We start from the raw sequence: 21,897 nt of genomic DNA, 5'->3' as shown, positions 1-21,897 counted from the left end.
CAGTCACTTAAGGTTAAGTCACTATGGATCTGATTCGCTTTCTGATTGATTTTATTTTGCATATTGATGTGCATCTGGCTGAGCTGGTCGCCCAGTACGGTGTCTGGGTTTACGCAATACTGTTCCTGATCCTGTTCTGTGAGACAGGGTTGGTCGTGACGCCGTTCCTGCCCGGTGATTCGCTGCTGTTTGTTGCCGGGGCATTGTCTGCGCTGCCGACTAACGACCTGAACGTCCATCTGATGGTGGTGCTGATGGTCATCGCGGCAATTGTCGGTGATGCATTGAACTACACTATCGGGCGGGTATTTGGCGAACGGCTATTTAGCAATCCGAACTCGAAAATCTTCCGTCGTAGCTATCTGGATAAAACGCACCAGTTCTATGAAAAGCACGGCGGTAAAACCATTATCCTCGCGCGCTTTGTGCCGATCGTCAGAACCTTCGCACCGTTCGTGGCGGGCATGGGGCACATGTCCTATCGTCATTTCGCGGCCTATAACGTGATTGGCGCGCTGCTGTGGGTGCTGCTGTTTACCTACGCGGGTTACCTGTTCGGCGACCTGCCGATTGTGCAGGAAAACCTGAAACTGCTGATCGTGGCGATCATCGTGCTGTCGGTTCTGCCGGGCGTTATCGAGATAATCCGCCATAAGCGCGCCGCAGCAAAGCAGGCAAAATAAGCAAAAGCCCTGAGAATGGCGTAAAGTGGCACCGGTTCGACCACTTTTTTATCCCATGTTCAGGGCTCTTATGTTTTAATGTGCAACATTTCATGGTCTGTAAGCCCTTAAAATGGCATTATTCGCCGCTTACAGCAAAAACTGGCATCGACCAGGTTCAGGCAGAAAGGTTATCAATGAGCTGGATTGAACGAATTAAAAGCAACATAGCCCCCACCCGCAAGGCGAGTATTCCGGAAGGGGTATGGACCAAGTGTGACAGCTGCGGACAGGTTCTCTATCGCGCCGAGCTGGAGCGTAACCTGGAGGTTTGCCCGAAGTGCGATCACCACATGCGTATGTCAGCGCGTAACCGCCTGCATAGCCTGATGGATGAAGGTACGCTGGTGGAACTGGGTAGCGAGCTTGAGCCGAAAGATCTGCTGAAGTTCCGTGACTCCAAGAAATACAAAGATCGCCTGGCCTCTGCTCAGAAAGAAACGGGCGAGAAAGACGCGCTGGTCGTAATGAAAGGCACTCTGTTTGGCGCGCCGATCGTGGCCGCTGCGTTTGAGTTCTCCTTCATGGGTGGCTCAATGGGTTCTGTAGTTGGCGCTCGCTTTGTCCGTGCCGTTGAATACGCACTGGAAAATAACTGCCCAATGGTGTGCTTCTCCGCCTCCGGCGGCGCACGTATGCAGGAAGCGCTGATGTCGCTGATGCAGATGGCGAAAACCTCTGCGGCGCTGGCGAAAATGCAGGAACGCGGTCTGCCGTACATTTCTGTCCTGACTGACCCAACCATGGGTGGCGTTTCCGCAAGCTTCGCCATGCTGGGCGATCTCAATATCGCTGAGCCGAAAGCGCTGATCGGTTTTGCCGGTCCACGCGTTATCGAGCAGACCGTGCGAGAAAAACTGCCGCCGGGCTTCCAGCGCAGTGAGTTCCTGATCGAGAAAGGCGCGATCGACATGATCGTCCGTCGTCCGGAAATGCGCTTTAAGCTTGCCAGCATTCTGGCGAAGCTGATGAATCTCCCGGCACCAAACCCGGATGCACCACGTGAAGCCGTGGTGGTACCGCCGGTACCGGATCAGGAACCAGAGGCCTGATAATGCAAAGGGCAGGGCCAGACGGCGCTGCCCTTTTTGCTTGTGCTAACCGTTAACTATCGCGGGTATCATGGAAAAAGAACTCACTCCTCTCGCCACGTCGCCCCTTGCTGCGTGGCTTTCTTATCTGGAACACCTGCACAGTAAAACCATCGATTTGGGGCTGGCTCGCGTAAGCGAGGTCGCCGCGCGGATGGGCGTCCTGAAACCGGCTCCGTTCGTGTTTACCGTGGCGGGAACCAATGGCAAAGGCACCACCTGCCGAACCCTCGAATCGGTGCTGATAGCCGCAGGTTTTAAGGTCGGTGTTTACAGCTCCCCGCACCTGGTCCGTTACACTGAGCGCGTACGTGTGCAGGGGGGGGAGCTGGCTGAAACGGCTCACACCGCCTCGTTTGCTGAAATCGAACAGGCCCGGGGCGAGATTTCCCTGACCTATTTCGAATTCGGTACGCTGTCTGCATTATGGCTGTTTAAGCAGGCGCAGCTCGACGTGGTTATCCTCGAAGTGGGGCTTGGCGGCCGTCTGGACGCGACGAACATCGTCGATGCGGACGTGGCGGTGGTGACCAGCATCGCGCTGGATCATACCGACTGGCTGGGGCCCGATCGCGAAAGCATTGGTCGCGAGAAAGCGGGCGTGTTTCGCGCTGGCAAACCGGCGGTGGTCGGTGAACCGGATATGCCGCAGACGATTGCTGAGGTCGCGCAAGAGAAGGGCGCAGTGCTGTTGCGTCGCGGTGTTGACTGGCAGTTCGACGTGAACGACAACGGCTGGCAGTTCCGCGATGCGCAGGGCGAGCTGACCCATCTGCCGCTGCCGCAGGTGCCACAGCCAAACGCGGCGACGGCGCTGGCCGCGTTGCGCGCCAGCGGGCTGGCTATCAGCGAGCAGGCTCTGCGCGACGGCATTGCCAATGCGATGCTGCCGGGGCGTTTCCAGGTGGTGAGCGACCAGCCACGGCTGATCCTTGATGTGGCACACAACCCCCATGCGGCGGCTTATCTGGCGGAACGTCTGAAAATACAGCCTACAACCGGGCGCACGCTGGCAGTGATTGGTATGCTTCATGATAAGGATATTGCTGGCACCCTGGCTTGTTTATCAGATGTGGTCGATAGCTGGTATTGCGCCCCGCTGGAAGGCCCCCGTGGCGCGACGGCGGAACAGCTGGTGGAACATTTGCGCGACGGCGCAGTCTATGCCACTGTAGCGCAGGCGTGGCACGCCGCGATGGCTGATGCCCGCTCACAAGATACGGTGCTGGTGTGTGGTTCGTTCCACACGGTAGCCCATGTAATGGAAGAGATGGACGCGGGGAGAACCGGTGGCGAGTAAGTTTCAGAATCGTTTAGTCGGAACCATTGCGCTGGTGGCATTAGGAGTCATTGTGCTTCCGGGGCTGCTGGATGGTCAGAAAAAGCATTACCAGGACGAGTTTGCCGCTATTCCGCTGGTGCCAAAACCGGGCGATAAGGATGAGCCGGATATGCTGCCTGCGGTGACGCAGGCACTGCCTTCCCAGCCGCCAGAAGGTGCAGCGGAAGAGGTCAGGGCGGGTGATGCGGCTGCGCCGTCGCTGGATGCGTCGCGTTATGCGGCGAACAGCGGCGCGAATGGGATAGATGATGTCCCGCCGCCGGTGCAGCCGAAGCCAAAACCGGTAGCGCCGAAACCGCAGGTACAGACGCAGACCAAACCACCGCGGGATAACACCAGCGCGCAGCTGGCCGCCGCGTCTGAAGCGCCGCCAGCGCAACAGAAACCGGTAGCCGACGATAAACCGGTGCCAACCGGCAAAGCGTATGTTGTGCAACTGGGTGCGTTGAAGAACGCCGACAAGGTCAATGAAATTGTTAGCAAACTGCGCGGCGCGGGATACCGGGTATTTACCGCCCCTTCCACACCGGTACAGGGTAAAATCACCCGTATCCTGGTGGGGCCAGACGCCTCGAAAGACAAGATGAAAGGTTCGCTTGGCGAGCTGAAACAGTTGTCTGGTCTTAATGGCGTGGTGATGGGCTATAGCCCTAACTAGCATTTTAAATACCCGACGCAACGTCGGGTAGAGAACCGAATCGATGAGAATCGACATGGGCTGAAAAGTGCCCTCAGAGGCCAAAAGTCCACCCGGCGTTGAGCATTTTTTCAGCGCCATTTTTATTTGGGCGGGGAAAGGAAATCCCTACGCAAACGTTTTCTTTTTCTGTTAGAATGCGCCCCGAACTGGACGACAGGGCGTAAAATCGTGGGACAACTATGGTCTGGATTGATTACGCCATTATTGCGGTGATTGGTTTTTCTTGTTTGGTAAGCCTCATCCGCGGCTTTGTTCGTGAAGCATTGTCACTGGTAACGTGGGGTTGTGCTTTCTTTGTTGCCAGTCATTACTACACTTATCTGTCTGTCTGGTTTACGGGCTTTGAAGACGAACTGGTTCGAAACGGGATAGCTATCGCGCTGTTGTTTGTCGCGACGCTAATCGTCGGTGCTATCGTTAACTATGTTATCGGTACGCTGGTTGAAAAGACGGGCCTGTCGGGTACCGACAGGGTGCTTGGGATCTGTTTTGGTGCGCTGCGTGGAGTGCTTATCGTTGCCGCCATACTGTTCTTCCTCGATACCTTCACCGGCTTTTCGAAAAGCGATGACTGGCAAAAGTCACAGCTTATCCCGCAGTTCAGCGTCGTCATCCGGATGTTTTTTGACTATCTGCAAAGCTCGTCAAGTTTCTTGCCCAAAGCATAAGCTTTGGGGAGTTCTGAACGAGGAAAATGACGTATGTGCGGTATTGTCGGTATCGCCGGTGTTATGCCGGTAAACCAGTCGATTTATGACGCGTTAACGGTGCTTCAGCACCGTGGGCAGGATGCCGCGGGCATCATCACCATTGATGCAAACAACTGCTTCCGTTTGCGTAAAGCCAACGGCCTGGTGAGCGATGTGTTTGGCGCTGTGCATATGCAGCGTCTGCAGGGCAATATGGGTATCGGCCACGTCCGCTACCCTACTGCTGGCAGCTCCAGCGCGTCCGAGGCGCAGCCTTTCTACGTTAACTCACCTTATGGCATCACCCTTGCGCACAACGGCAATTTGACTAACGCCCATGAGCTGCGCAAGAAGCTGTTTGAAGAGAAGCGCCGCCATATCAACACCACCTCCGATTCTGAAATCCTGCTCAACATCTTTGCCAGCGAGCTGGACAACTTCCGCCATTATCCGCTGGAAGCTGACAATATCTTTGCCGCCATTGCTGCCACTAATCGCCTGATCCGCGGGGCGTATGCCTGTGTGGCGATGATTATCGGTCACGGCATGGTGGCCTTCCGTGACCCGAATGGCATTCGTCCACTGGTACTCGGTAAGCGTGACATCGGCGATGGGCGCACCGAATACATGGTGGCTTCTGAAAGCGTGGCGCTTGATACGTTGGGCTTTGAATTCCTGCGTGACGTAGCACCTGGTGAAGCGATTTACATCACCGAAAAAGGCCAGCTGTTTACCCGTCAGTGTGCTGACAACCCGGTGAGCAATCCGTGCCTGTTCGAATATGTTTACTTTGCGCGCCCGGACTCGTTTATCGATAAAATTTCGGTTTACAGCGCACGTGTGAACATGGGCACCAAACTCGGCGAGAAAATTGCCCGCGAATGGGAAGACCTGGACATCGACGTGGTTATCCCGATCCCGGAAACCTCCTGCGATATCGCGCTGGAAATCGCCCGTATTCTCGACAAGCCGTATCGTCAGGGCTTTGTGAAGAACCGCTACGTTGGCCGCACCTTCATCATGCCGGGCCAGCAGCTGCGCCGTAAATCGGTGCGCCGTAAGCTGAACGCCAACCGCGCTGAGTTCCGTGATAAAAACGTGCTGCTGGTAGATGACTCCATCGTGCGCGGCACGACATCAGAGCAGATTATCGAGATGGCCCGTGAAGCCGGGGCGAAGAAAGTGTACCTGGCGTCGGCTGCACCGGAAATTCGTTTCCCGAACGTCTACGGGATCGATATGCCAAGCGCGACCGAGCTTATCGCTCACGGTCGTGAAGTGGATGAGATCCGCCAGATAATCGGTGCCGACGGGCTTATCTTCCAGGATCTTAACGATCTTATCGATGCGGTCCGCGCCGAGAACCCGGATATTCAGCAGTTTGAATGCTCTGTCTTTAACGGGGTGTACGTCACCAAAGACGTTAACCAGCAGTACCTCGATTATCTCGACACCCTGCGTAACGACGACAGCAAAGCGCTGGCGCGTCAGAACGAAGTTGAAAACCTCGAGATGCACAACGAAGGTTAAGCGTCTTCACGCCCTCTCGCTGCGAGAGGGCGTCTTTCCTTGCAACTCCCTCTGAAATACGGCAAAGTCAGCCCCAGTACGATGACAGGGCACAATCATGAAACGACTCATTGTTGGAATTTCCGGTGCCAGCGGCGCTATCTATGGCGTACGGCTGTTGCAGGTGCTGCGTGACGTCGGCGGCGTGGAAACCCATCTGGTCATGAGCCAGGCAGCGCGTCAAACGCTGGCCCTCGAAACGGACCTTTCTTTACGTGATGTGCAGGCGTTGGCCGATGTGGTCCACGACGCGCGCGATATCGCCGCCAATATTTCCTCAGGCTCGTTTAAAACGGCGGGGATGGCCATTCTGCCGTGCTCAATCAAAACGCTCTCCGGCATTGTCCACAGCTATACCGATGGCCTGCTGACCCGGGCGGCTGACGTGGTGTTAAAAGAGCGCCGCCCGCTGGTGTTATGCGTACGTGAAACGCCACTGCATCTGGGTCATTTGCGTCTGATGACGCAGGCGGCAGAAATTGGCGCGATTATCATGCCACCGGTTCCGGCCTTTTATCACCGGCCACAAACGCTGGATGATGTGATTAATCAGACCGTTAATCGCGTCCTCGACCAGTTCGATATCACGTTGCCCGAAGACCTGTTTACCCGCTGGCAGGGCGCGTAATCGACGCACTAAGATAGTGCATCTTTTTGGTGCGTGTACGTCTGCCAGGCGATTTTGCAATCGCGATCAAATCCTCAACATTTAATCTCCTTTTTCGCCGTTTAGCGCTGCGGTTTATCCGTTAGAGCTGTTATCTTTCATTCCTGAGACAACTCTGCAACTATTCATTAACACATTTAACGCTGTTTTTTCGAGCAGTCGTTAAGGTGGCATAAAACGTGCAGAGCTGGACAGCAACACCACACAACACGCTAGATTACATAACACGCAACTGCATCACGACACTTAAGGGTAATGTATGAAGAAGACGGTTCTGGCTCTCTCTTTAATGCTGGGGATAAGCAGTGCTTCCAGCGTATTTGCCGCGCTGCCGCAGACTGTTCGTATCGGTACTGACGCCACTTACGCGCCGTTCTCCTCCAAGGATGCGAAAGGGGATTTCGTTGGCTTTGATATCGATTTGGGTAACGAAATGTGCAAGCGCATGCAGGTGAAATGTACCTGGGTGGGCACCGATTTCGACTCTCTGATCCCGTCCCTGAAGGCGAAGAAAATTGACGCCATCATCTCCTCACTGTCGATCACTGAAAAACGCCAACAGGAAATCGGATTCTCCGCCAAGCTGTATGCGGCAGATTCCCGCCTGATCGCCGGCAAAGGCTCACCGATTGTCCCGACTCTGGAATCGCTGAAAGGTAAACACGTGGGCGTGCTGCAGGGGTCGACTCAGGAAGCCTATGCCAACGACAACTGGCGTACCAAAGGCATCGACGTGGTGGCCTATCAGAACCAGGATCTTATCTATTCTGACCTCTCAGCCGGACGTCTTGATGCGGCATTCCAGGATGAAGTCGCGGCCAGCGAAGGTTTCCTGAAACAGCCAGCAGGGAAAGAGTTCGCCTTTGCGGGCCCGTCTGTCAAAGACAAGAAATACTTCGGTGACGGCACCGGCGTGGGCTTGCGTAAAGACGATACCGAGTTGAAAGCGGCCTTCGACAAAGCTTTCGACTCACTGCGTAAAGACGGCACCTACGACAAGATGGCGAAGAAGTATTTCGACTTTAACGTCTACGGTGACTAAGACTGTACGGGCCCGGGAAACCGGGCCTTTCGGGCTGAGCAGTTATCTATACATGTGTGGCATTACGCGATAATGCTTTTTGCTGGTGCAATGGTTGCACCGTTATGGTGCGCAACTGAATAGTTAAGCATTATTGATGCAAAAAAGTGCGTATTAACCGCGATAACCTTTTGCCTTATCCGCATAAAAGGTGGCACGATAACTGTTCTGATACTTCTGAATACCCGTTAAATGACAGTCTGTTGAGGATAGTTATGAAAAAAGTGGCGTTGTCTCTTTCTCTTGCGTTGGTACTTTCCAGCGTTTCTACGGTTTTCGCAGCCATTCCGCAGAAAGTACGTATTGGCACAGATCCGACTTATGCTCCCTTCGAATCCAAGAATGCGCAGGGGGAATTGATTGGTTTTGACATCGATCTCGCAAAAGAGCTGTGTAAGCGTATTAAAGCGCAATGTACCTTTGTCGAGAACCCGCTGGATGCGCTGATCCCATCGCTACAGGCGAAAAAAATCGACGCCATCATGTCCTCACTCTCCATTACGGAAAAACGCCAGCAGCAGATAGCGTTCACTGACAAACTCTATGCCGCAGATTCCCGCCTGGTGGTTAAAAAAGGCAGCCCGGTTACGCCAGACCTGAACACGCTCAAAGGCAAACGCGTGGGCGTGCTGCAGGGCACCACGCAGGAAACCTACGGCAATGAGCACTGGGCACCGAAAGGTATCGAAATCGTCTCCTATCAGGGCCAGGACAATATCTATTCTGACCTGACGGCAGGCCGTATCGATGCTGCATTCCAGGATGAAGTGGCGGCAAGCGAAGGTTTCCTCAAGCAGCCTATCGGCAAAGATTATCAGTTTGGTGGCCCATCCATTAAGGATGAAAAACTGTTCGGCGTAGGCACCGGTATGGGCCTGCGTAAAGAGGATAACGAACTGCGTGTTGCCCTGAATAAAGCCTTTGCTGAAATGCGTGCCGACGGCACCTACGACAAGCTGGCGAAGAAGTATTTCGACTTTAACGTATACGGCGAATAATTGCCGTTTACACTGGCCGGTTCCGTCGTTCCCGGGGCTGGCGGTGTTGGACAGACAGGACAGGCTCAATGCTGTACGGGTTTTCGCAAGTTATCTTTCAGGGCGCGCTGGTCACCCTTGAGCTGGCCCTCAGCTCCGTGGTGCTGGCGGTGCTTATCGGCCTGGCCGGTGCGGCGGGTAAACTCTCTGGCAATCGAGCCTTAGCGCTGATTTTTGAAGGTTACACCACGTTGATCCGTGGCGTGCCGGATCTGGTGCTGATGCTGCTGATTTTCTACGGTCTGCAAATTGCGCTCAACAGCATTACCGATGCTCTGGGGATGACGCAGTTTGATATCGACCCGATGATCGCCGGTATAATTACCCTCGGTTTTATCTATGGAGCTTACTTCACTGAGACCTTCCGCGGTGCTTTTATGGCCGTACCGAAAGGGCATATCGAAGCCGCCACGGCTTACGGATTTACCTCTCGTCAGACTTTCGTGCGTATTCTGTTTCCGGCGATGATGCGTTTTGCGCTGCCGGGCATTGGCAATAACTGGCAGGTTATTCTGAAAGCGACCGCCCTGGTATCGCTGTTAGGGCTGGAAGATGTGGTCAAGGCCACGCAGCTTGCCGGGAAAAGTACCTGGGAGCCATTCTACTTCGCTGTCGTCTGCGGTCTGATTTATCTGGTATTTACGACGCTCTCAAATGGGGTGCTGTTGCTGCTTGAGCGTCGTTATTCCGTGGGTGTGAAGAGGGCTGACCTGTGATCGAGATTATTCAGGAATACTGGAAGTCCCTGCTGTGGACCGACGGCTACCGCTTTACAGGCGTGGCCATCACCCTGTGGCTGTTGATCTCTTCGGTGGTGATGGGCGGCGTTCTGGCGGTGTTTTTGGCGATTGGTCGCGTATCCAGCAACAAATACGTGCAGTTCCCGATTTGGTTATTCACCTACATTTTTCGCGGCACGCCGTTGTATGTGCAGCTGCTGGTGTTCTATTCCGGGATGTATACGCTGGAAATCGTCAAAGGGACCGAACTGCTGAATGCCTTTTTCCGCAGCGGTTTGAACTGTACGGTGCTGGCGCTGACGCTGAATACCTGTGCGTACACCACCGAAATCTTTGCCGGCGCGATTCGTTCCGTTCCGGCCGGTGAAATTGAAGCCGCGCGCGCCTACGGTTTTTCAGGCGTGAAGCTCTATCGCTGCATCATTTTACCTTCGGCGCTGCGTATCGCGCTTCCGGCCTACAGCAACGAGGTGATTTTAATGCTGCACTCAACCGCGCTGGCGTTTACCGCCACGGTGCCGGATCTGCTGAAAATCGCCCGTGATATCAACTCTGCCACTTACCAGCCGTTTACCGCGTTTGGGATTGCGGCGGTGCTGTATCTGATTATCTCTTATGTGCTGATTAGCCTGTTCCGCAAGGCGGAAAAACGCTGGCTGCAACATGTGAAACCCTCTTCGACACACTGAGAACATCATGCCTGACAATAAATTAAACGTTATCGACCTGCACAAGCGCTACGGCGAACATGAAGTGCTGAAAGGGGTGTCACTGAAGGCCAACGCCGGTGATGTTATCAGCATTATCGGCTCGTCCGGCTCGGGGAAAAGTACCTTCCTGCGTTGCATTAACTTCCTCGAAAAACCGAGTGAAGGCAATATTGTGGTCAGCGGGCAAAACATTGGCCTGGTGCGGGATAAAGACGGCCAGCTGAAAGTGGCTGATAAAAATCAGCTGCGCCTGCTGCGCACCCGTTTAACGATGGTGTTCCAGCACTTCAACCTGTGGAGCCATATGACGGTGCTGGAAAACGTCATGGAAGCACCGATTCAGGTGCTGGGCCTCAGCAAACAGGAAGCGCGCGAGCGGGCGGTGAAGTACCTGCTGAAAGTCGGGATTGATGAGCGGCAGCAAATCAAATATCCGGTGCATCTGTCCGGTGGGCAACAGCAGCGCGTGTCCATTGCTCGTGCGCTGGCGATGGAACCCGAGGTGCTGCTGTTCGATGAACCAACCTCTGCGCTGGATCCTGAGCTGGTGGGCGAAGTGCTGCGCATCATGCAGAAGCTGGCGGAAGAGGGGAAAACGATGGTGGTGGTTACGCATGAAATGGGCTTTGCCCGCGGTGTGTCTTCTCACGTCATTTTCCTGCATCAGGGGCTGATTGAAGAAGAAGGCCATCCAGATGAGGTGTTCGGCAATCCGAAGAGCGCCCGTCTGCAGCAGTTCCTCAAGGGCTCGCTGAAATAAGATAATCCCCTCGCCCTTGGGGCGGGGGGAGTTTAGCGCTCCAGTCGATAGACCCAGTCGTCATAAAACTCCCCGTTTATCTCGAAAGCTTTCTCAAGCACCTGCCCACGTTTAAATCCATTTTTTTCCAGTAATCGCACCGAACCGATGTTATCAGCCAGCACCCAGGCATTAATCGCCAACAGACCCAGCGACGTAAAACCATAATCACAGACCGCCGTTAACGCTTCCTGCGCGAATCCCTTGCCTTGCGCCTGCGGAAGCAGCGCATAGCCAATATCGGCTTCCTGCGGGTTGTGTGGACTCACCTGCAGCCCGATATCACCCACGCACTCTCCCTGACTCTCCCGAATGGCGAAAACGTTGCCCGCAAGACGCGAATTAAATTTCAGGCGAAGACTCTGCTCGGGAAGGCATCCCCCCATAAAACGCATGACCTGCGGATGCGTACGTAACGCCAGAAAGCAGGGCCAATCGCTTTCACAGAGCGATGTCAGGGTAAGGCGCGAGGTGGTCAAAACGGGCATGCTTTCTCCGGCATCATTGTGCGAGGGATGAGGTGTGCTGCTGCTCCAGCTGATGAAGATAGTGCATCACAGTGTTCTTTTCGAGTGACGAGCGGAGCTGTAAAGCCAGATTCATGCTATCGAGAATATGAGCATTGGCGATAAGTGAAGAATCAGCCGCAATACGCCCTTCGCTTGCCAGCCAGTCAATCACGGTACGCCAGTGCCAGAGTGGGGAGTTGCCTTTTACGCGCTGAACCGGACCGGGAAATTGACGTGAACCGCGGGCACCGTCTTTTAGCAACGCAATGGCCTGGCGGGTGAGACCCGTGAGCTCGGCGATATCGCTAAGCCCAACGAGGGTAGAGTCAACCGATTCGACACGGGCACCGATCCCGCTGGTTTCAATATCATTGATGGCAGAAAGTACGGCCTGGGCCAGGCTTTCACTTTCACGATCGAATTCGAGATACACCGCCGTGCCGTAAAAGCACACCAGAGCATCGTCGCAGCCTGCGGCAAACAAGGCATCTTCGAGACCAGAGGTATCTGAGGTCACGCCTGACAGCGTCAGAGTAAAATTGAAAAGCGACATAGGGGTTCCTTATTTCAGTCAACCAGCCATTCTTTAAGCAAGGATTGCCGTGGGGTACAGCTATCGACTTTCCTGACAATCTGGCGGGCGTGATTCTGCGGGCATCGGGGTGTAGACCATACGCTCATCATATGTTGATGATGTTCTGCTATCCCGCATTTTAGCCGTCCATAACAATGCGAGCTGTTTCCACCGCAGGTAAAAATCCAGCCTTGTGACACGGCATAGTGGACAGCTGCCCGAATATGTTTATCAGGATGTTCCTTCATCATTCGATGTCCTGTGCAGTATGAATGGGGTGTTGACCGATGTCAACATGTCGCATGCGAGAAAACAATCGCTGTGCAGAGGCAGAGATTACGCCTGACGCGAGCCGTTAATGGTGTTCTGGCGAGAAAGATGAAAGGAGAATTTCAGGGATGCGAGCAGTATTCCAGTGTGTTTGCAACGATTACACTGGAATAGGGGGATGAAGGCGATAAGAACGAGCAGAATCAGGCCAGCACGTCACCCAATGCTTCTTCGAGATCGTACCAGCGGAAAGTGAAGCCAGCGTCTTCCAGGCGCTTAGGTAACGCGCGTTGTCCGCCCAACACTAATACCGATGATTCCCCCATCAACAGCCTGACCGCCGTGGCCGGGGCGCGTAACACCGCCGGGCGATGCAGCGCATGACCCAGGGCATGGGCGAACTGTTCGTTGCGAACCGGATAAGGTGAAACCATGTTGAATGGGCCGCGCAGAGCGTTATCCAGCAGCCAAAGAATGCCGTTAACCATGTCGTCAATGTGGATCCACGCCAGATACTGACGGCCGTTGCCAATTGGGCCACCGAGTCCGAGTTTGAACGGGGGCACCATTTTCCCGAGGATCCCGCCTTTGGGGGCTAACACCACTCCGGTTCGCAGCAGGCAAACGCGGGTCGCGTCGCTCTGTGCCCCGCAGGCAATTTGTTCCCAGCGGGCGCAAAGTTTGTGGGTAAATTCGTTGTGTGGCGGCTCATCTTCGGTGACAACGACTTCGCCGAGGTCACCATAGTAGCCCGCCGCAGAGCCTGAAATGAATACGCCTGGCGGCTGACTGCTGGCGGCAAAAAGTTCAACTAGCTTCTGGGTGATTTGCCAGCGGCTGTTGCATAAACGCTGTTTTTGCTCTTTGGTCCAGCGTTTGTCGGCGATGGGTTCGCCCGCAAGATTGATCACCGCATCGATACCGTCCAGATTGCTGCATTCGCTGAGCCCCTTCCAGAGTTCAACCCGGGCATCGAGCAGCTGGCGGGCTTTCTCCGGGCTGCGGGTCACCACAATGATACTGTGGCCGAGTTCAAGCAGACGTGGAATCAAATGACGGCCAATCAGGCCAGTACCGCCGGTAATCAGGATCTTCATGCAACCTCCGTCCGGGTTGCGCCTAGCGTCGCCAGCTCATGGTCATTGAGACCGAATCGGCGTATCGCAGCGCGTGAAGTTTGTCGATTTCTACCTCAGCATAGGTGACCCAATGATGATCGCATGCGATGTTGAGCACATCCTGAGTTAATTTTTCCAACAAAGAGAAACGGTTATTCTCGACATGCTGAATGATGTACTTGGTGATGGTGCGATAATTCAGCGCATCGTTGATGTCTTCACTGTTGCGCGCGTTTTCCGCAGGATAGTGGATAACCACGTTAACGACGATATCCTGACGGTTAGCGATTTCTTCTTCTTTGATACCGATAAAGGTGCGCAGGCGCAGGTTCTTAATACGAATAATGGCATCTGGCTGGGACATTGCAGGCTTCTCCTTGTTGTTATCCCAGTCATAATACAACAAAGTCGTTTTAATTCGCGTGGGCCTTCTGCATCGCGCGTTCGGTTGCCGGGCGCTGACGAATACGTTCGAACCAGTTTTTCACCGCTGGGAAATTTTGCAGGTCAATGCGCTGGCGCTGATGGGCGTTGACCCACGGCCAGCAGGCGATGTCGGCAATGCTGTAATGCTCGCCGCCAAGCCACGGGCATATTTCCAGCCGTTTATTCAGTACGTGGTACAGGCGTTGGGTTTCAACCTGATAACGTTCAATCGCATACGGTACCGGCTGTGGCGCAAAGTGGTTGAAATGATGGTTTTGCCCCAGCATTGGGCCCAGACCGCCGACCTGCCAGAATAGCCATTGCAGCGTGACATGGCGTTCGCGCAGTTCACCACTGAGCAATTTTCCTGACTTTTCCGCCAGATACAGCAAGATTTCACCCGACTCAAACAAACTGAGCGGCGCACCACCGTCGACGGGTACATGATCGACAATGGCTGGAATTTTATTATTCGGTGAGAGACTCAGGAACTCAGGACGGAACTGATCGCCTTTGCTGATATCCACGCGAATCAGGCGGTACGCCATCTGGGCTTCTTCCAGAAACAGCGTAATTTTATGGCCATTCGGGGTAGGGGCATAATAGAGGTCAATCATTTTAACTCCTGGGCCTGGGCTATTTTCATGACTTCTGGAGTATAGGTGCTTAGTTCAATTGTGTGAGTTTTCATCAAGTGACAGTATGACACAGACACGATATGTTGAGGTTTTCACCCGCAAACCGTTGAGGAAGCTATGACTCGTCCCGTGATTACGCTGTGGTCCGATGCCCATTTTTACTCGCCGTACGTGATGTCCGTGTATGTTGCATTGCAGGAAAAAGGGCTGGCTTTTAGCCTGAAAAGTGTCGATTTAAATCAGGGTGAACATCTCAACACCGACTGGAAAGGGTATGGCGTTACCCGCCGCGTACCTTTACTGGAAGTTGATGCTTTTGCGTTGAGCGAATCCTCGGCCATTACGGAATATCTGGACGAGCGTTTTGCTCCGCCGCAGTGGGAGCGTCTTTATCCGCATGATATTGAAAAGCGTGCCCGTGCCCGCCAGATCCAGGCCTGGCTGCGCAGTGATTTAATGCCGATTCGGGAAGAACGTTCCACCGATGTGGTGTTCGGCGGCGTGAAAAAACCGTCTCTCAGCGCTGAAGGGCAGAAAGCCGCCGCGAAACTGTTCGATACCGCTAATGCGCTGCTGGCGCACGGCAAGCCGAATCTGTTTGGTGAATGGTCCATTGCTGATACTGACCTGGCATTAATGCTTAATCGACTGGTGCTGAACGGGGATGATGTTCCTGAACCGCTCGCAGATTATGCCGCCTTCCAGTGGCAGCGTGCGTCCGTTCAGCGCTATATCGCGCTCTCCGCTAAACACGCTGGCTGAACAGGCGGTAATAATCCGTTATGATAGTGCGGTTTATCGTGGAGGAATGATTGATGAAACTGATGTTTGCGTCAGATATTCACGGGTCTTTGCCCGCCGTTGAACGCGTACTGTCGTTGTTTGCGCAGAGTGGCGCACGTTATCTGGTAATTTTGGGCGATGTGCTTAATCATGGCCCGCGCAATGCGTTGCCGGAAGGCTATGCCCCCGCTGAAGTCGCGGAGCGATTAAACACGCTGGCAGAGCGGATTATTGCCGTGCGTGGCAACTGTGACAGTGAAGTTGACCAGATGCTGCTGCATTTCCCCATCACTGCGCCGTGGCAGCAGGTATTAACCGCAGAGCAGCGCCTGTTCCTGACCCACGGGCATCTGTTCGGCCCTGATAACCTGCCTGCGCTTTCCGCTGGCGATGTGCTGGTTTATGGTCATACTCATATTCCGGTTGCAGAACGCAAAGGTGATATCTTCCACTTCAACCCGGGTTCCGTCAGCATTCCAAAAGGGGGCTTTAGCGCCAGCTACGGGATGATGGAGGGGAATAAATTGCGGGTTTTAGCACTCAATGATCAACGGGTTATTGCAGAGGTTGCAATTAATCCGTAATTTACCCGACAACCGTAAACGCGCCGCGAGAGCGCTATAGAGAGAAGGTTTTCTGATGGTGGAGCAGAACTTGGCAAGCACAGAATGGGTGGACATCGTCAACGAAGACAATGAGGTCATCGCACAGTCAAGCCGCGAGCAAATGCGCGCGCAGTGCTTGCGTCATCGCGCGACCTACATTGTGGTTCACGACGGTATGGGGAAAATTCTGGTGCAACGTCGCACAGAAACCAAGGACTTCATGCCGGGTATGCTGGATGCCACTGCGGGTGGGGTTGTACAGTCCGATGAACAGCTGCTTGATTCAGCCCGTCGTGAAGCGGAAGAAGAGTTGGGGATTGCTGGCGTGCCGTTTGCTGACCACGGTCAGTTCTATTTCGAAGACAAACATTGTCGCGTGTGGGGCAGCCTCTTTAGCTGTGTTTCTCACGGACCGTTTGCGTTGCAGGAAGAAGAGGTCAGTGAAGTATGCTGGCTGACACCGGAAGAGATCACCGCGCGTTGCGATGAGTTCACCCCGGATTCCCTAAAAGCGCTGGCGCTGTGGATGACTCGCAATGCCAACAACGAATCAGCGAAAGAAGAAGAAACCGAGTAAGGTTTAGCAGCTATCCCGCAAACACAGTTTTGCGGCGATGGCGGTGTTTTCTTCCCATTCATCATCATTCAGACGCGCCAGCAGCGCGCGGCCTGCTTCAATCCCAATCTGGCGATGCGGCACAGAAATGGTGGTCAACGGTGGCTGGCACACCCGGCTCACATCGCTGCCACCAAAGCCCACTACCGCCAAATCCTCCGGTACTTTAATCCGCCGACGCTGACATTCATACAGCGCACCACACGCCATTTCATCCGACACGCAGACCAGCGCATCCAGTTCCGGCCAGGCCAGTAAAAACTCGGGCAGTTGTGCCGCGCCGGTGGAAAAGGTGGGCGGTTCCGCGGCGTTAATCACCCGGTTGGGCGACATATGGTGGCGCAGCATCGCTTTGTACCAGCCCTGCAAATGCTGCTGAAAAATCCATTGCTCCTGGTTAGCGCACAGCAGACCGATATTCTGATAGCCGCGCTGTATGAGCATTTGCGTCAGTTCAAACATCGCCGCGACGTTATCAATCCCGATGTTTATATCCAGCGGGTCGGTGCGCTTGGCCCCGATTTCCATCACCGGAATGGCGCTGTTTTCCAGCCACTGCCGTACGGTGTCGCTATGCTCCACGCTGAGCAGAATGGCGGCGGCGATGTTAGACGCCAGCAGCGTCTCCAGTAGTTTCTCTTCCTGATCGAGATGATGGCGTGATTCCGCCAGCATGATTTGATAGCCCGCAGGCTGCAATACCTGCTGCAACCCGGCAAACATTTCTGAACAACCGGCTTCCGCCAGGCTCGGCACCACCATGCCGATGGTCCACGATGACGCCGAAGCCAGCGCACTCGCCGCCATATTGGGCATATAGCCCAGGGTCTGAACTGCCGCTTCAATCTTTTCCCGGAGTTTATCGGAGACCTGCTCCGGCGTACGCAACGCCCGGGAAACGGTCATCGTTCCCACGCCAGCCAGCTGCGCCACATCGGCGAGGGTGACTTTGCCGGTGCTACGACGTTTTCGGGTCAGAGACATGCTTCTTCCTGATTGAAATCTCGTTTTGAAAGTGCATGCAGTATACGCCGGAAATCCCTCCTTTTGCTGAGTTATTACAGGATGTTCACATTTTGATAGCGCTATCACAAATCTCTTACCTGCTTTTTTGGTAGCGCTATCTTTGTGAGTATCATCACAGTCAGTACTCTGGACCTTGCATAAAGTTTGTCCACCCCCCATTGCTGGAGAACACCATGCTGAGTCAATGGATCCACGAGGAAACCATCCTATTGCAGGAGCAGGTCGACACCTGGTCACAGGCATTGGAAATCTGCGCTCAGCCGCTGCTGAAGGCGCACACGATAGGGCCGGAATACGTAACGGCGATTATCGAAAGCCATCACAAACTGGGCCCGTATTACGTGTTGGCTCCCGGGCTTGCGATGCCCCATGCCAGACCGGAAGAGGGGGCCAGAGGGTTAGGACTTTCATTACTGAAGCTGCAACACGGTGTCAGTTTTGGCTCGCAAGAGCACGATCCGGTTGATCTGATTATTATGTTGGCAGCTCCGGATAAACACAGTCACATTGAAATGATCTCGTCACTGGCAGCGTTATTTTCCAGTGATGAAGAGATGCTGTTGCTACACCAGGCGAAAACCCGAGAGGAGATAAAAAATATAATTTCCCGTTTCTGATTTTTTTCGTTTTACCCCTGACCTCCGACATTTTACCTGCGGGTAAAGTGCGGGCTGACTTTACCAAAAAATGGTGACAATAATGAAAATTATGGCGATTTGCGGATCCGGTCTCGGCAGTAGTTTTATGGTCGAGATGAATATTAAAAAAGTCCTCAAGAAGCTCAATATTGATGCGGAGGTTGAGCACTCGGACCTGTCATCAGCCACGCCGGGTGCGGCTGACCTGTTTGTCATGGCAAAGGATATTGCCCTGAGCGCCAGCGTGCCGGACCACCAACTGGTGGTCATTAATAATATTATCGACATCAATGAACTGGAAAATAAGCTCAGCGCTTATTTCGCCAGCCGTTAATCATGACTCCACTTTGAGTGAGGGGCAGATATGTTTATCCTCGAAACGCTTAACTTTGTGGTAGATATTTTAAAAGTTCCTTCAGTGCTGGTGGGTTTAATTGCACTGATTGGACTGGTCGCACAGAAAAAATCATTTTCAGATGTCGTTAAAGGCACGGTAAAAACCATTCTGGGCTTTATTGTGCTGGGCGGTGGCGCGGGTGTATTGGTCGGTTCGTTGAATCCGTTAGGCGGGATGTTTGAACACGCGTTCAGCATTCAGGGCATCATCCCGAATAACGAAGCGATAGTTTCCATTGCGCTCGAGAAATACGGGGCGGCCACGGCGCTGATCATGGCCTTTGGCATGGTAGCGAATATCGTTGTGGCACGATTTACACGCCTGAAATACATTTTCCTCACCGGGCATCACACCTTCTACATGGCATGCATGATTGGGGTGATCCTCACCGTAGCGGGCTTTGAAGGCATCGGTCTGGTCTTTACCGGGTCGCTGATCCTCGGGCTTATCATGGCCTTTTTCCCGGCGATTGCGCAGCGCTACATGAAACGCATCACCGGGAACGATGATATTGCCTTCGGTCACTTCGGCACCCTCGGCTATGTGCTGTCCGGCTGGATCGGCAGCAAGGTCGGGAAGGGGTCTCGCTCGACCGAAGAGATGAACTTGCCGAAAAATCTCAGCTTCCTGCGCGACAGTTCAATTTCGATTTCACTGACCATGATGATCATTTACCTGATCATGGCGGTGTGTGCGGGGCGGGAGTACGTTGAAGCCCAGTTCAGCGGCGGCCAAAACTATCTGGTCTACGCCATCATTATGGCGATCACCTTCGCGGCGGGTGTGTTCATCATCCTGCAGGGCGTGCGCCTGATTCTGGCCGAAATTGTCCCGGCGTTTACCGGCTTCTCGGAAAAACTGGTGCCCAACGCGCGCCCGGCCCTCGACTGCCCGGTGGTGTATCCCTACGCCCCGAATGCCGTGCTGATAGGCTTCCTGTTCAGCTTCCTCGGCGGACTGGTTGGCCTGTTCCTGTGTGGCCAGTTCAAATGGGTGCTTATCCTGCCTGGCGTGGTACCGCACTTCTTCACCGGGGCAACTGCGGGTGTGTTCGGTAACGCCACCGGTGGACGCCGCGGGGCGATGATGGGGGCCTTCGCGAACGGTCTGCTGATCACCTTCCTGCCTGTTTCACTGCTCCCGGTGCTTGGCGCTTTGGGCTTTGCCAATACCACCTTCTCGGATGCCGATTTCGGCGCGGTAGGCATCGTGTTGGGCAACCTGGCACGCTTCCTCTCGCCAATGGCCATTACCGGGCTGGTCGTGGTGATTTTTGCGCTGCTGGTGCTGTTCAACTATCTGGCCAAGGGCAAAGTGGCCGGTAACGATTCACCGCAAAATACAGGAGCCAAATGATGACAACAGTTGCAGAGATAACCCGCCTGGCACGCGATATTCGCGTTGCGACCCTCAAATCCCTGACTGACCTCGGCTTTGGTCACTACGGTGGCAGTATGTCGGTGGTGGAAACCCTGGCGGTGCTGTACGGCGATGTCATGCGGATTGACCCGGGCGACCCGGACTGGCAAGGGCGCGACTACTTTGTGCTGTCCAAAGGCCACGCTGGCCCGGCGTTGTACAGCACTCTGGCGATTAAAGGCTACTTCCCGCAGGAAGAACTCGGCACTCTTAACCAGAACGGCACTAAGCTGCCGAGCCACCCGGACAGGCTAAAAACGCGCGGTGTCGATGCCACCACCGGTTCGCTGGGACAGGGAATTTCTATCGCGGGGGGCATGGCGCTCTCGCACAAGCTGGCCGGACGCAGCAATCGGGTGTTCTGCATCGTCGGCGACGGCGAGTTGAACGAGGGGCAGTGTTGGGAGGCGTTTCAGTTTATCGCTCACCATAAGCTGAATAACCTGACGGTGTTCGTCGACTGGAATAAACAGCAACTCGACGGCGAGTTGGATGAAATCATCTGTGCGTTCGATTTACCGGCGAAATTCTCCGCGTTTGGTTTTGATGTGGTGACGGTGAAAGGAGACGATATTCCCGGTCTGCTGGCGGCGGTGAAGCCTGTGCCTGCGGCAGATGCCCGGCCCCGGCTGGTTATTCTCGACAGCATCAAAGGGCAGGGCGTGCCGTACCTCGAACAACTGGGGAACTCGCATCACCTGCGCCTGACGGATGATGTGAAGCACATTCTCAACGATACCATTGCCCAACTGGAGGCCGCACATGATTAAGGTCGCACCTGCCGGAGAAAAAGACGCCATCGAGATGCGTAAAGTCTATGCCGGTTTTGTGGCGGAGCAGATTGACGCTGGCAGCGAAATCATCGCCCTTGAAGCCGATTTAATGAGCTCGATGGCAATGGACGGCGTGCAGAAAAAATACCCGCAGCAGGTGATCAACTGCGGGATCATGGAGGCGAATGTGATTGGCACCGCCGCCGGGCTGTCGCTCACCGGCCGCAAACCCTTTGTGCATACATTTACCGCGTTCGCCAGCCGTCGCTGCTTCGACCAGCTGTTTATGTCGCTCGATTATCAGCGCAATAACGTCAAAGTTATTGCCTCGGATGCGGGCGTCACTGCCTGTCACAACGGCGGGACGCATATGTCCTTCGAGGATATGGGCATCGTGCGCGGGCTGGCGAATTCGGTGGTGATTGAAGTGACTGATGCCACCATGTTTAAGGCCATCCTTAACCAACTGATCGACCTTGAGGGGTTTTACTGGGTGCGTACCATTCGTAAACAGGCCCCGACGGTATATCAGGCGGGCTCCACTTTTACCATTGGCAAAGGCAACGTGCTACGCGAAGGTGACGACATCACGCTTATCGCCAACGGGATCATGGTGACGGAAGCGCTGGAAGCGGCGCGTCGGCTGGAAAGGGAAGGCGTTAGCGCGGCGGTGATCGACATGTTTACCCTGAAACCGATCGACCGGATGCTGGTGAAGAACTACGCCGAGAAAACCGGGCGTATTGTCACCTGCGAAAACCACAGCATCCATAACGGGCTGGGTTCTGCGGTGGCAGAAGTCTTGGTTGAAACCTGCCCGGTGCCGATGCGTCGCGTGGGGGTCAAGGAGCGTTACGGTCAGGTCGGCACCCAGGACTTCCTGCAACAGGAATATGGCCTGACGGCAGATGAGATAGTCAAAGCGGCGAAAGAACTGCTGGAATGATTGCTAGCCATT

Annotated in this window: 27 protein-coding genes; 20 read left to right on the top strand and 7 right to left on the bottom strand. The window is 54.4% G+C overall.

Translation table 11 applies throughout. The annotated features are described in order from the left end of the window. The first annotated feature begins 23 nt into the window (after positions 1-23). From SIK69_RS13250 to hisP, 12 genes are all read left to right on the top strand, one after another. Complete coding sequence (locus tag SIK69_RS13250; protein WP_133460430.1) at positions 24-683, top strand: DedA family protein; 660 nt, start codon at positions 24-26, stop codon at positions 681-683. A gap of 176 nt (positions 684-859) precedes the next feature. Then, positions 860-1,774 (top strand): acetyl-CoA carboxylase, carboxyltransferase subunit beta, encoded by a 915-nt coding sequence (gene accD, locus SIK69_RS13245; protein WP_319628809.1) that lies wholly within the window; start codon positions 860-862, stop codon positions 1,772-1,774. A 70-nt stretch (positions 1,775-1,844) separates the two neighbouring features. After that, on the top strand, positions 1,845-3,113 hold the full coding sequence (gene folC, locus SIK69_RS13240) for a bifunctional tetrahydrofolate synthase/dihydrofolate synthase (protein WP_319786265.1): 1,269 nt from the start codon (positions 1,845-1,847) through the stop codon (positions 3,111-3,113). Beyond that, positions 3,103-3,813 (top strand): cell division protein DedD, encoded by a 711-nt coding sequence (dedD, locus tag SIK69_RS13235; protein ID WP_319628811.1) that lies wholly within the window; start codon positions 3,103-3,105, stop codon positions 3,811-3,813. Before folC ends, dedD begins: the two co-directional genes overlap by 11 nt. Before the next feature lie 221 nt (positions 3,814-4,034). Beyond that, a complete protein-coding gene (gene cvpA / locus SIK69_RS13230) occupies positions 4,035-4,523 on the top strand; it encodes a colicin V production protein (RefSeq protein WP_097161729.1) in 489 nt (162 codons plus the stop codon). Positions 4,524-4,556: 33 nt separating this feature from the next. Continuing rightward, on the top strand, positions 4,557-6,074 hold the full coding sequence (gene purF, locus SIK69_RS13225; protein ID WP_319628812.1) for an amidophosphoribosyltransferase: 1,518 nt from the start codon (positions 4,557-4,559) through the stop codon (positions 6,072-6,074). Positions 6,075-6,171: 97 nt separating this feature from the next. Next, positions 6,172-6,741 carry a UbiX family flavin prenyltransferase gene (locus SIK69_RS13220; RefSeq protein ID WP_319628813.1) on the top strand — a complete coding sequence of 190 codons (570 nt, stop codon included), beginning with the start codon at positions 6,172-6,174 and terminating at the stop codon, positions 6,739-6,741. A gap of 298 nt (positions 6,742-7,039) precedes the next feature. Further along, entirely contained in the window at positions 7,040-7,822 is a 783-nt protein-coding gene (gene argT, locus SIK69_RS13215) for a lysine/arginine/ornithine ABC transporter substrate-binding protein ArgT (protein ID WP_319786264.1), read from the top strand. Positions 7,823-8,076: 254 nt separating this feature from the next. After that, on the top strand, positions 8,077-8,859 hold the full coding sequence (gene hisJ, locus SIK69_RS13210) for a histidine ABC transporter substrate-binding protein HisJ (protein ID WP_319786263.1): 783 nt from the start codon (positions 8,077-8,079) through the stop codon (positions 8,857-8,859). A gap of 68 nt (positions 8,860-8,927) precedes the next feature. Then, positions 8,928-9,614: a histidine ABC transporter permease HisQ gene (locus SIK69_RS13205; RefSeq protein WP_319628816.1), complete on the top strand. Its 687-nt coding sequence runs from the start codon at positions 8,928-8,930 to the stop codon at positions 9,612-9,614. Continuing rightward, entirely contained in the window at positions 9,611-10,327 is a 717-nt protein-coding gene (locus SIK69_RS13200; RefSeq protein WP_319628817.1) for an ABC transporter permease, read from the top strand. Before SIK69_RS13205 ends, SIK69_RS13200 begins: the two co-directional genes overlap by 4 nt. A gap of 7 nt (positions 10,328-10,334) precedes the next feature. Continuing rightward, entirely contained in the window at positions 10,335-11,108 is a 774-nt protein-coding gene (gene hisP, locus SIK69_RS13195) for a histidine ABC transporter ATP-binding protein HisP (protein ID WP_319786262.1), read from the top strand. 32 nt (positions 11,109-11,140) lie between these two features. Here the strand turns inward: hisP and SIK69_RS13190 are convergent, their stop codons facing one another. From SIK69_RS13190 to yfcG, 6 genes are all read right to left on the bottom strand, one after another. Next, a complete protein-coding gene (locus tag SIK69_RS13190) occupies positions 11,141-11,635 on the bottom strand; it encodes a GNAT family N-acetyltransferase (protein WP_319628819.1) in 495 nt (164 codons plus the stop codon). A gap of 13 nt (positions 11,636-11,648) precedes the next feature. Further along, the gene (locus SIK69_RS13185; RefSeq protein ID WP_319786261.1) at positions 11,649-12,209 is read right to left on the bottom strand and encodes a DNA-binding protein; all 561 of its coding nucleotides are present in this window, start codon (positions 12,207-12,209) and stop codon (positions 11,649-11,651) included. A 14-nt stretch (positions 12,210-12,223) separates the two neighbouring features. Next, positions 12,224-12,478, bottom strand: a complete 255-nt coding sequence (locus tag SIK69_RS13180) for a hypothetical protein (RefSeq protein ID WP_319786285.1) — start codon at positions 12,476-12,478, stop codon at positions 12,224-12,226. Positions 12,479-12,703: 225 nt separating this feature from the next. Next, entirely contained in the window at positions 12,704-13,597 is an 894-nt protein-coding gene (locus SIK69_RS13175) for a TIGR01777 family oxidoreductase (protein ID WP_319786260.1), read from the bottom strand. A 22-nt stretch (positions 13,598-13,619) separates the two neighbouring features. Further along, positions 13,620-13,982, bottom strand: a complete 363-nt coding sequence (gene folX, locus SIK69_RS13170) for a dihydroneopterin triphosphate 2'-epimerase (protein ID WP_319786259.1) — start codon at positions 13,980-13,982, stop codon at positions 13,620-13,622. A gap of 49 nt (positions 13,983-14,031) precedes the next feature. Beyond that, the gene (gene yfcG / locus SIK69_RS13165) at positions 14,032-14,661 is read right to left on the bottom strand and encodes a GSH-dependent disulfide bond oxidoreductase (RefSeq protein ID WP_319628823.1); all 630 of its coding nucleotides are present in this window, start codon (positions 14,659-14,661) and stop codon (positions 14,032-14,034) included. Positions 14,662-14,799: 138 nt separating this feature from the next. Between yfcG and yfcF the strand changes: the two genes are divergently transcribed. Genes yfcF through yfcD form a run of 3 tightly spaced genes read left to right on the top strand, consistent with a single transcriptional unit; the run spans position 14,800 to position 16,647 of the window. Next, positions 14,800-15,444 carry a glutathione transferase gene (gene yfcF, locus SIK69_RS13160; RefSeq protein ID WP_319628824.1) on the top strand — a complete coding sequence of 215 codons (645 nt, stop codon included), beginning with the start codon at positions 14,800-14,802 and terminating at the stop codon, positions 15,442-15,444. 53 nt (positions 15,445-15,497) lie between these two features. Further along, positions 15,498-16,049 (top strand): phosphodiesterase, encoded by a 552-nt coding sequence (gene yfcE / locus SIK69_RS13155; protein WP_319628825.1) that lies wholly within the window; start codon positions 15,498-15,500, stop codon positions 16,047-16,049. Between the two features lie 55 nt (positions 16,050-16,104). Further along, positions 16,105-16,647 (top strand): NUDIX hydrolase YfcD, encoded by a 543-nt coding sequence (yfcD, locus tag SIK69_RS13150; RefSeq protein WP_319628826.1) that lies wholly within the window; start codon positions 16,105-16,107, stop codon positions 16,645-16,647. A gap of 3 nt (positions 16,648-16,650) precedes the next feature. Here the strand turns inward: yfcD and SIK69_RS13145 are convergent, their stop codons facing one another. Then, positions 16,651-17,670 (bottom strand): LacI family DNA-binding transcriptional regulator, encoded by a 1,020-nt coding sequence (locus SIK69_RS13145; RefSeq protein WP_319786258.1) that lies wholly within the window; start codon positions 17,668-17,670, stop codon positions 16,651-16,653. Positions 17,671-17,885: 215 nt separating this feature from the next. Between SIK69_RS13145 and SIK69_RS13140 the strand changes: the two genes are divergently transcribed. The 5 genes from SIK69_RS13140 to SIK69_RS13120 all read left to right on the top strand — a co-directional run bounded on the left by SIK69_RS13140 (position 17,886) and on the right by SIK69_RS13120 (position 21,885). Further along, the gene (locus SIK69_RS13140; RefSeq protein WP_319786257.1) at positions 17,886-18,329 is read left to right on the top strand and encodes a PTS sugar transporter subunit IIA; all 444 of its coding nucleotides are present in this window, start codon (positions 17,886-17,888) and stop codon (positions 18,327-18,329) included. 82 nt (positions 18,330-18,411) lie between these two features. Then, on the top strand, positions 18,412-18,684 hold the full coding sequence (locus tag SIK69_RS13135; RefSeq protein WP_319628829.1) for a PTS sugar transporter subunit IIB: 273 nt from the start codon (positions 18,412-18,414) through the stop codon (positions 18,682-18,684). A gap of 30 nt (positions 18,685-18,714) precedes the next feature. Continuing rightward, positions 18,715-20,103, top strand: coding sequence for a PTS ascorbate transporter subunit IIC (locus SIK69_RS13130; protein WP_319786256.1), 1,389 nt, complete (start codon positions 18,715-18,717; stop codon positions 20,101-20,103). Continuing rightward, a complete protein-coding gene (locus SIK69_RS13125; protein ID WP_319629011.1) occupies positions 20,103-20,936 on the top strand; it encodes a transketolase in 834 nt (277 codons plus the stop codon). Before SIK69_RS13130 ends, SIK69_RS13125 begins: the two co-directional genes overlap by 1 nt. Continuing rightward, entirely contained in the window at positions 20,929-21,885 is a 957-nt protein-coding gene (locus tag SIK69_RS13120) for a transketolase family protein (RefSeq protein WP_319628831.1), read from the top strand. The genes SIK69_RS13125 and SIK69_RS13120 overlap by 8 nt, the downstream gene beginning before the upstream one ends. Positions 21,886-21,897: the final 12 nt, after the last annotated feature.

This window comes from Scandinavium lactucae, assembly GCF_033843265.1.
In the GTDB taxonomy this organism is placed as follows: Bacteria; Pseudomonadota; Gammaproteobacteria; order Enterobacterales; family Enterobacteriaceae; genus Scandinavium; species Scandinavium lactucae.
Note: the sequence above shows the minus strand (reverse complement) of the source record. Positions and strands in the feature narration are given on the sequence as shown.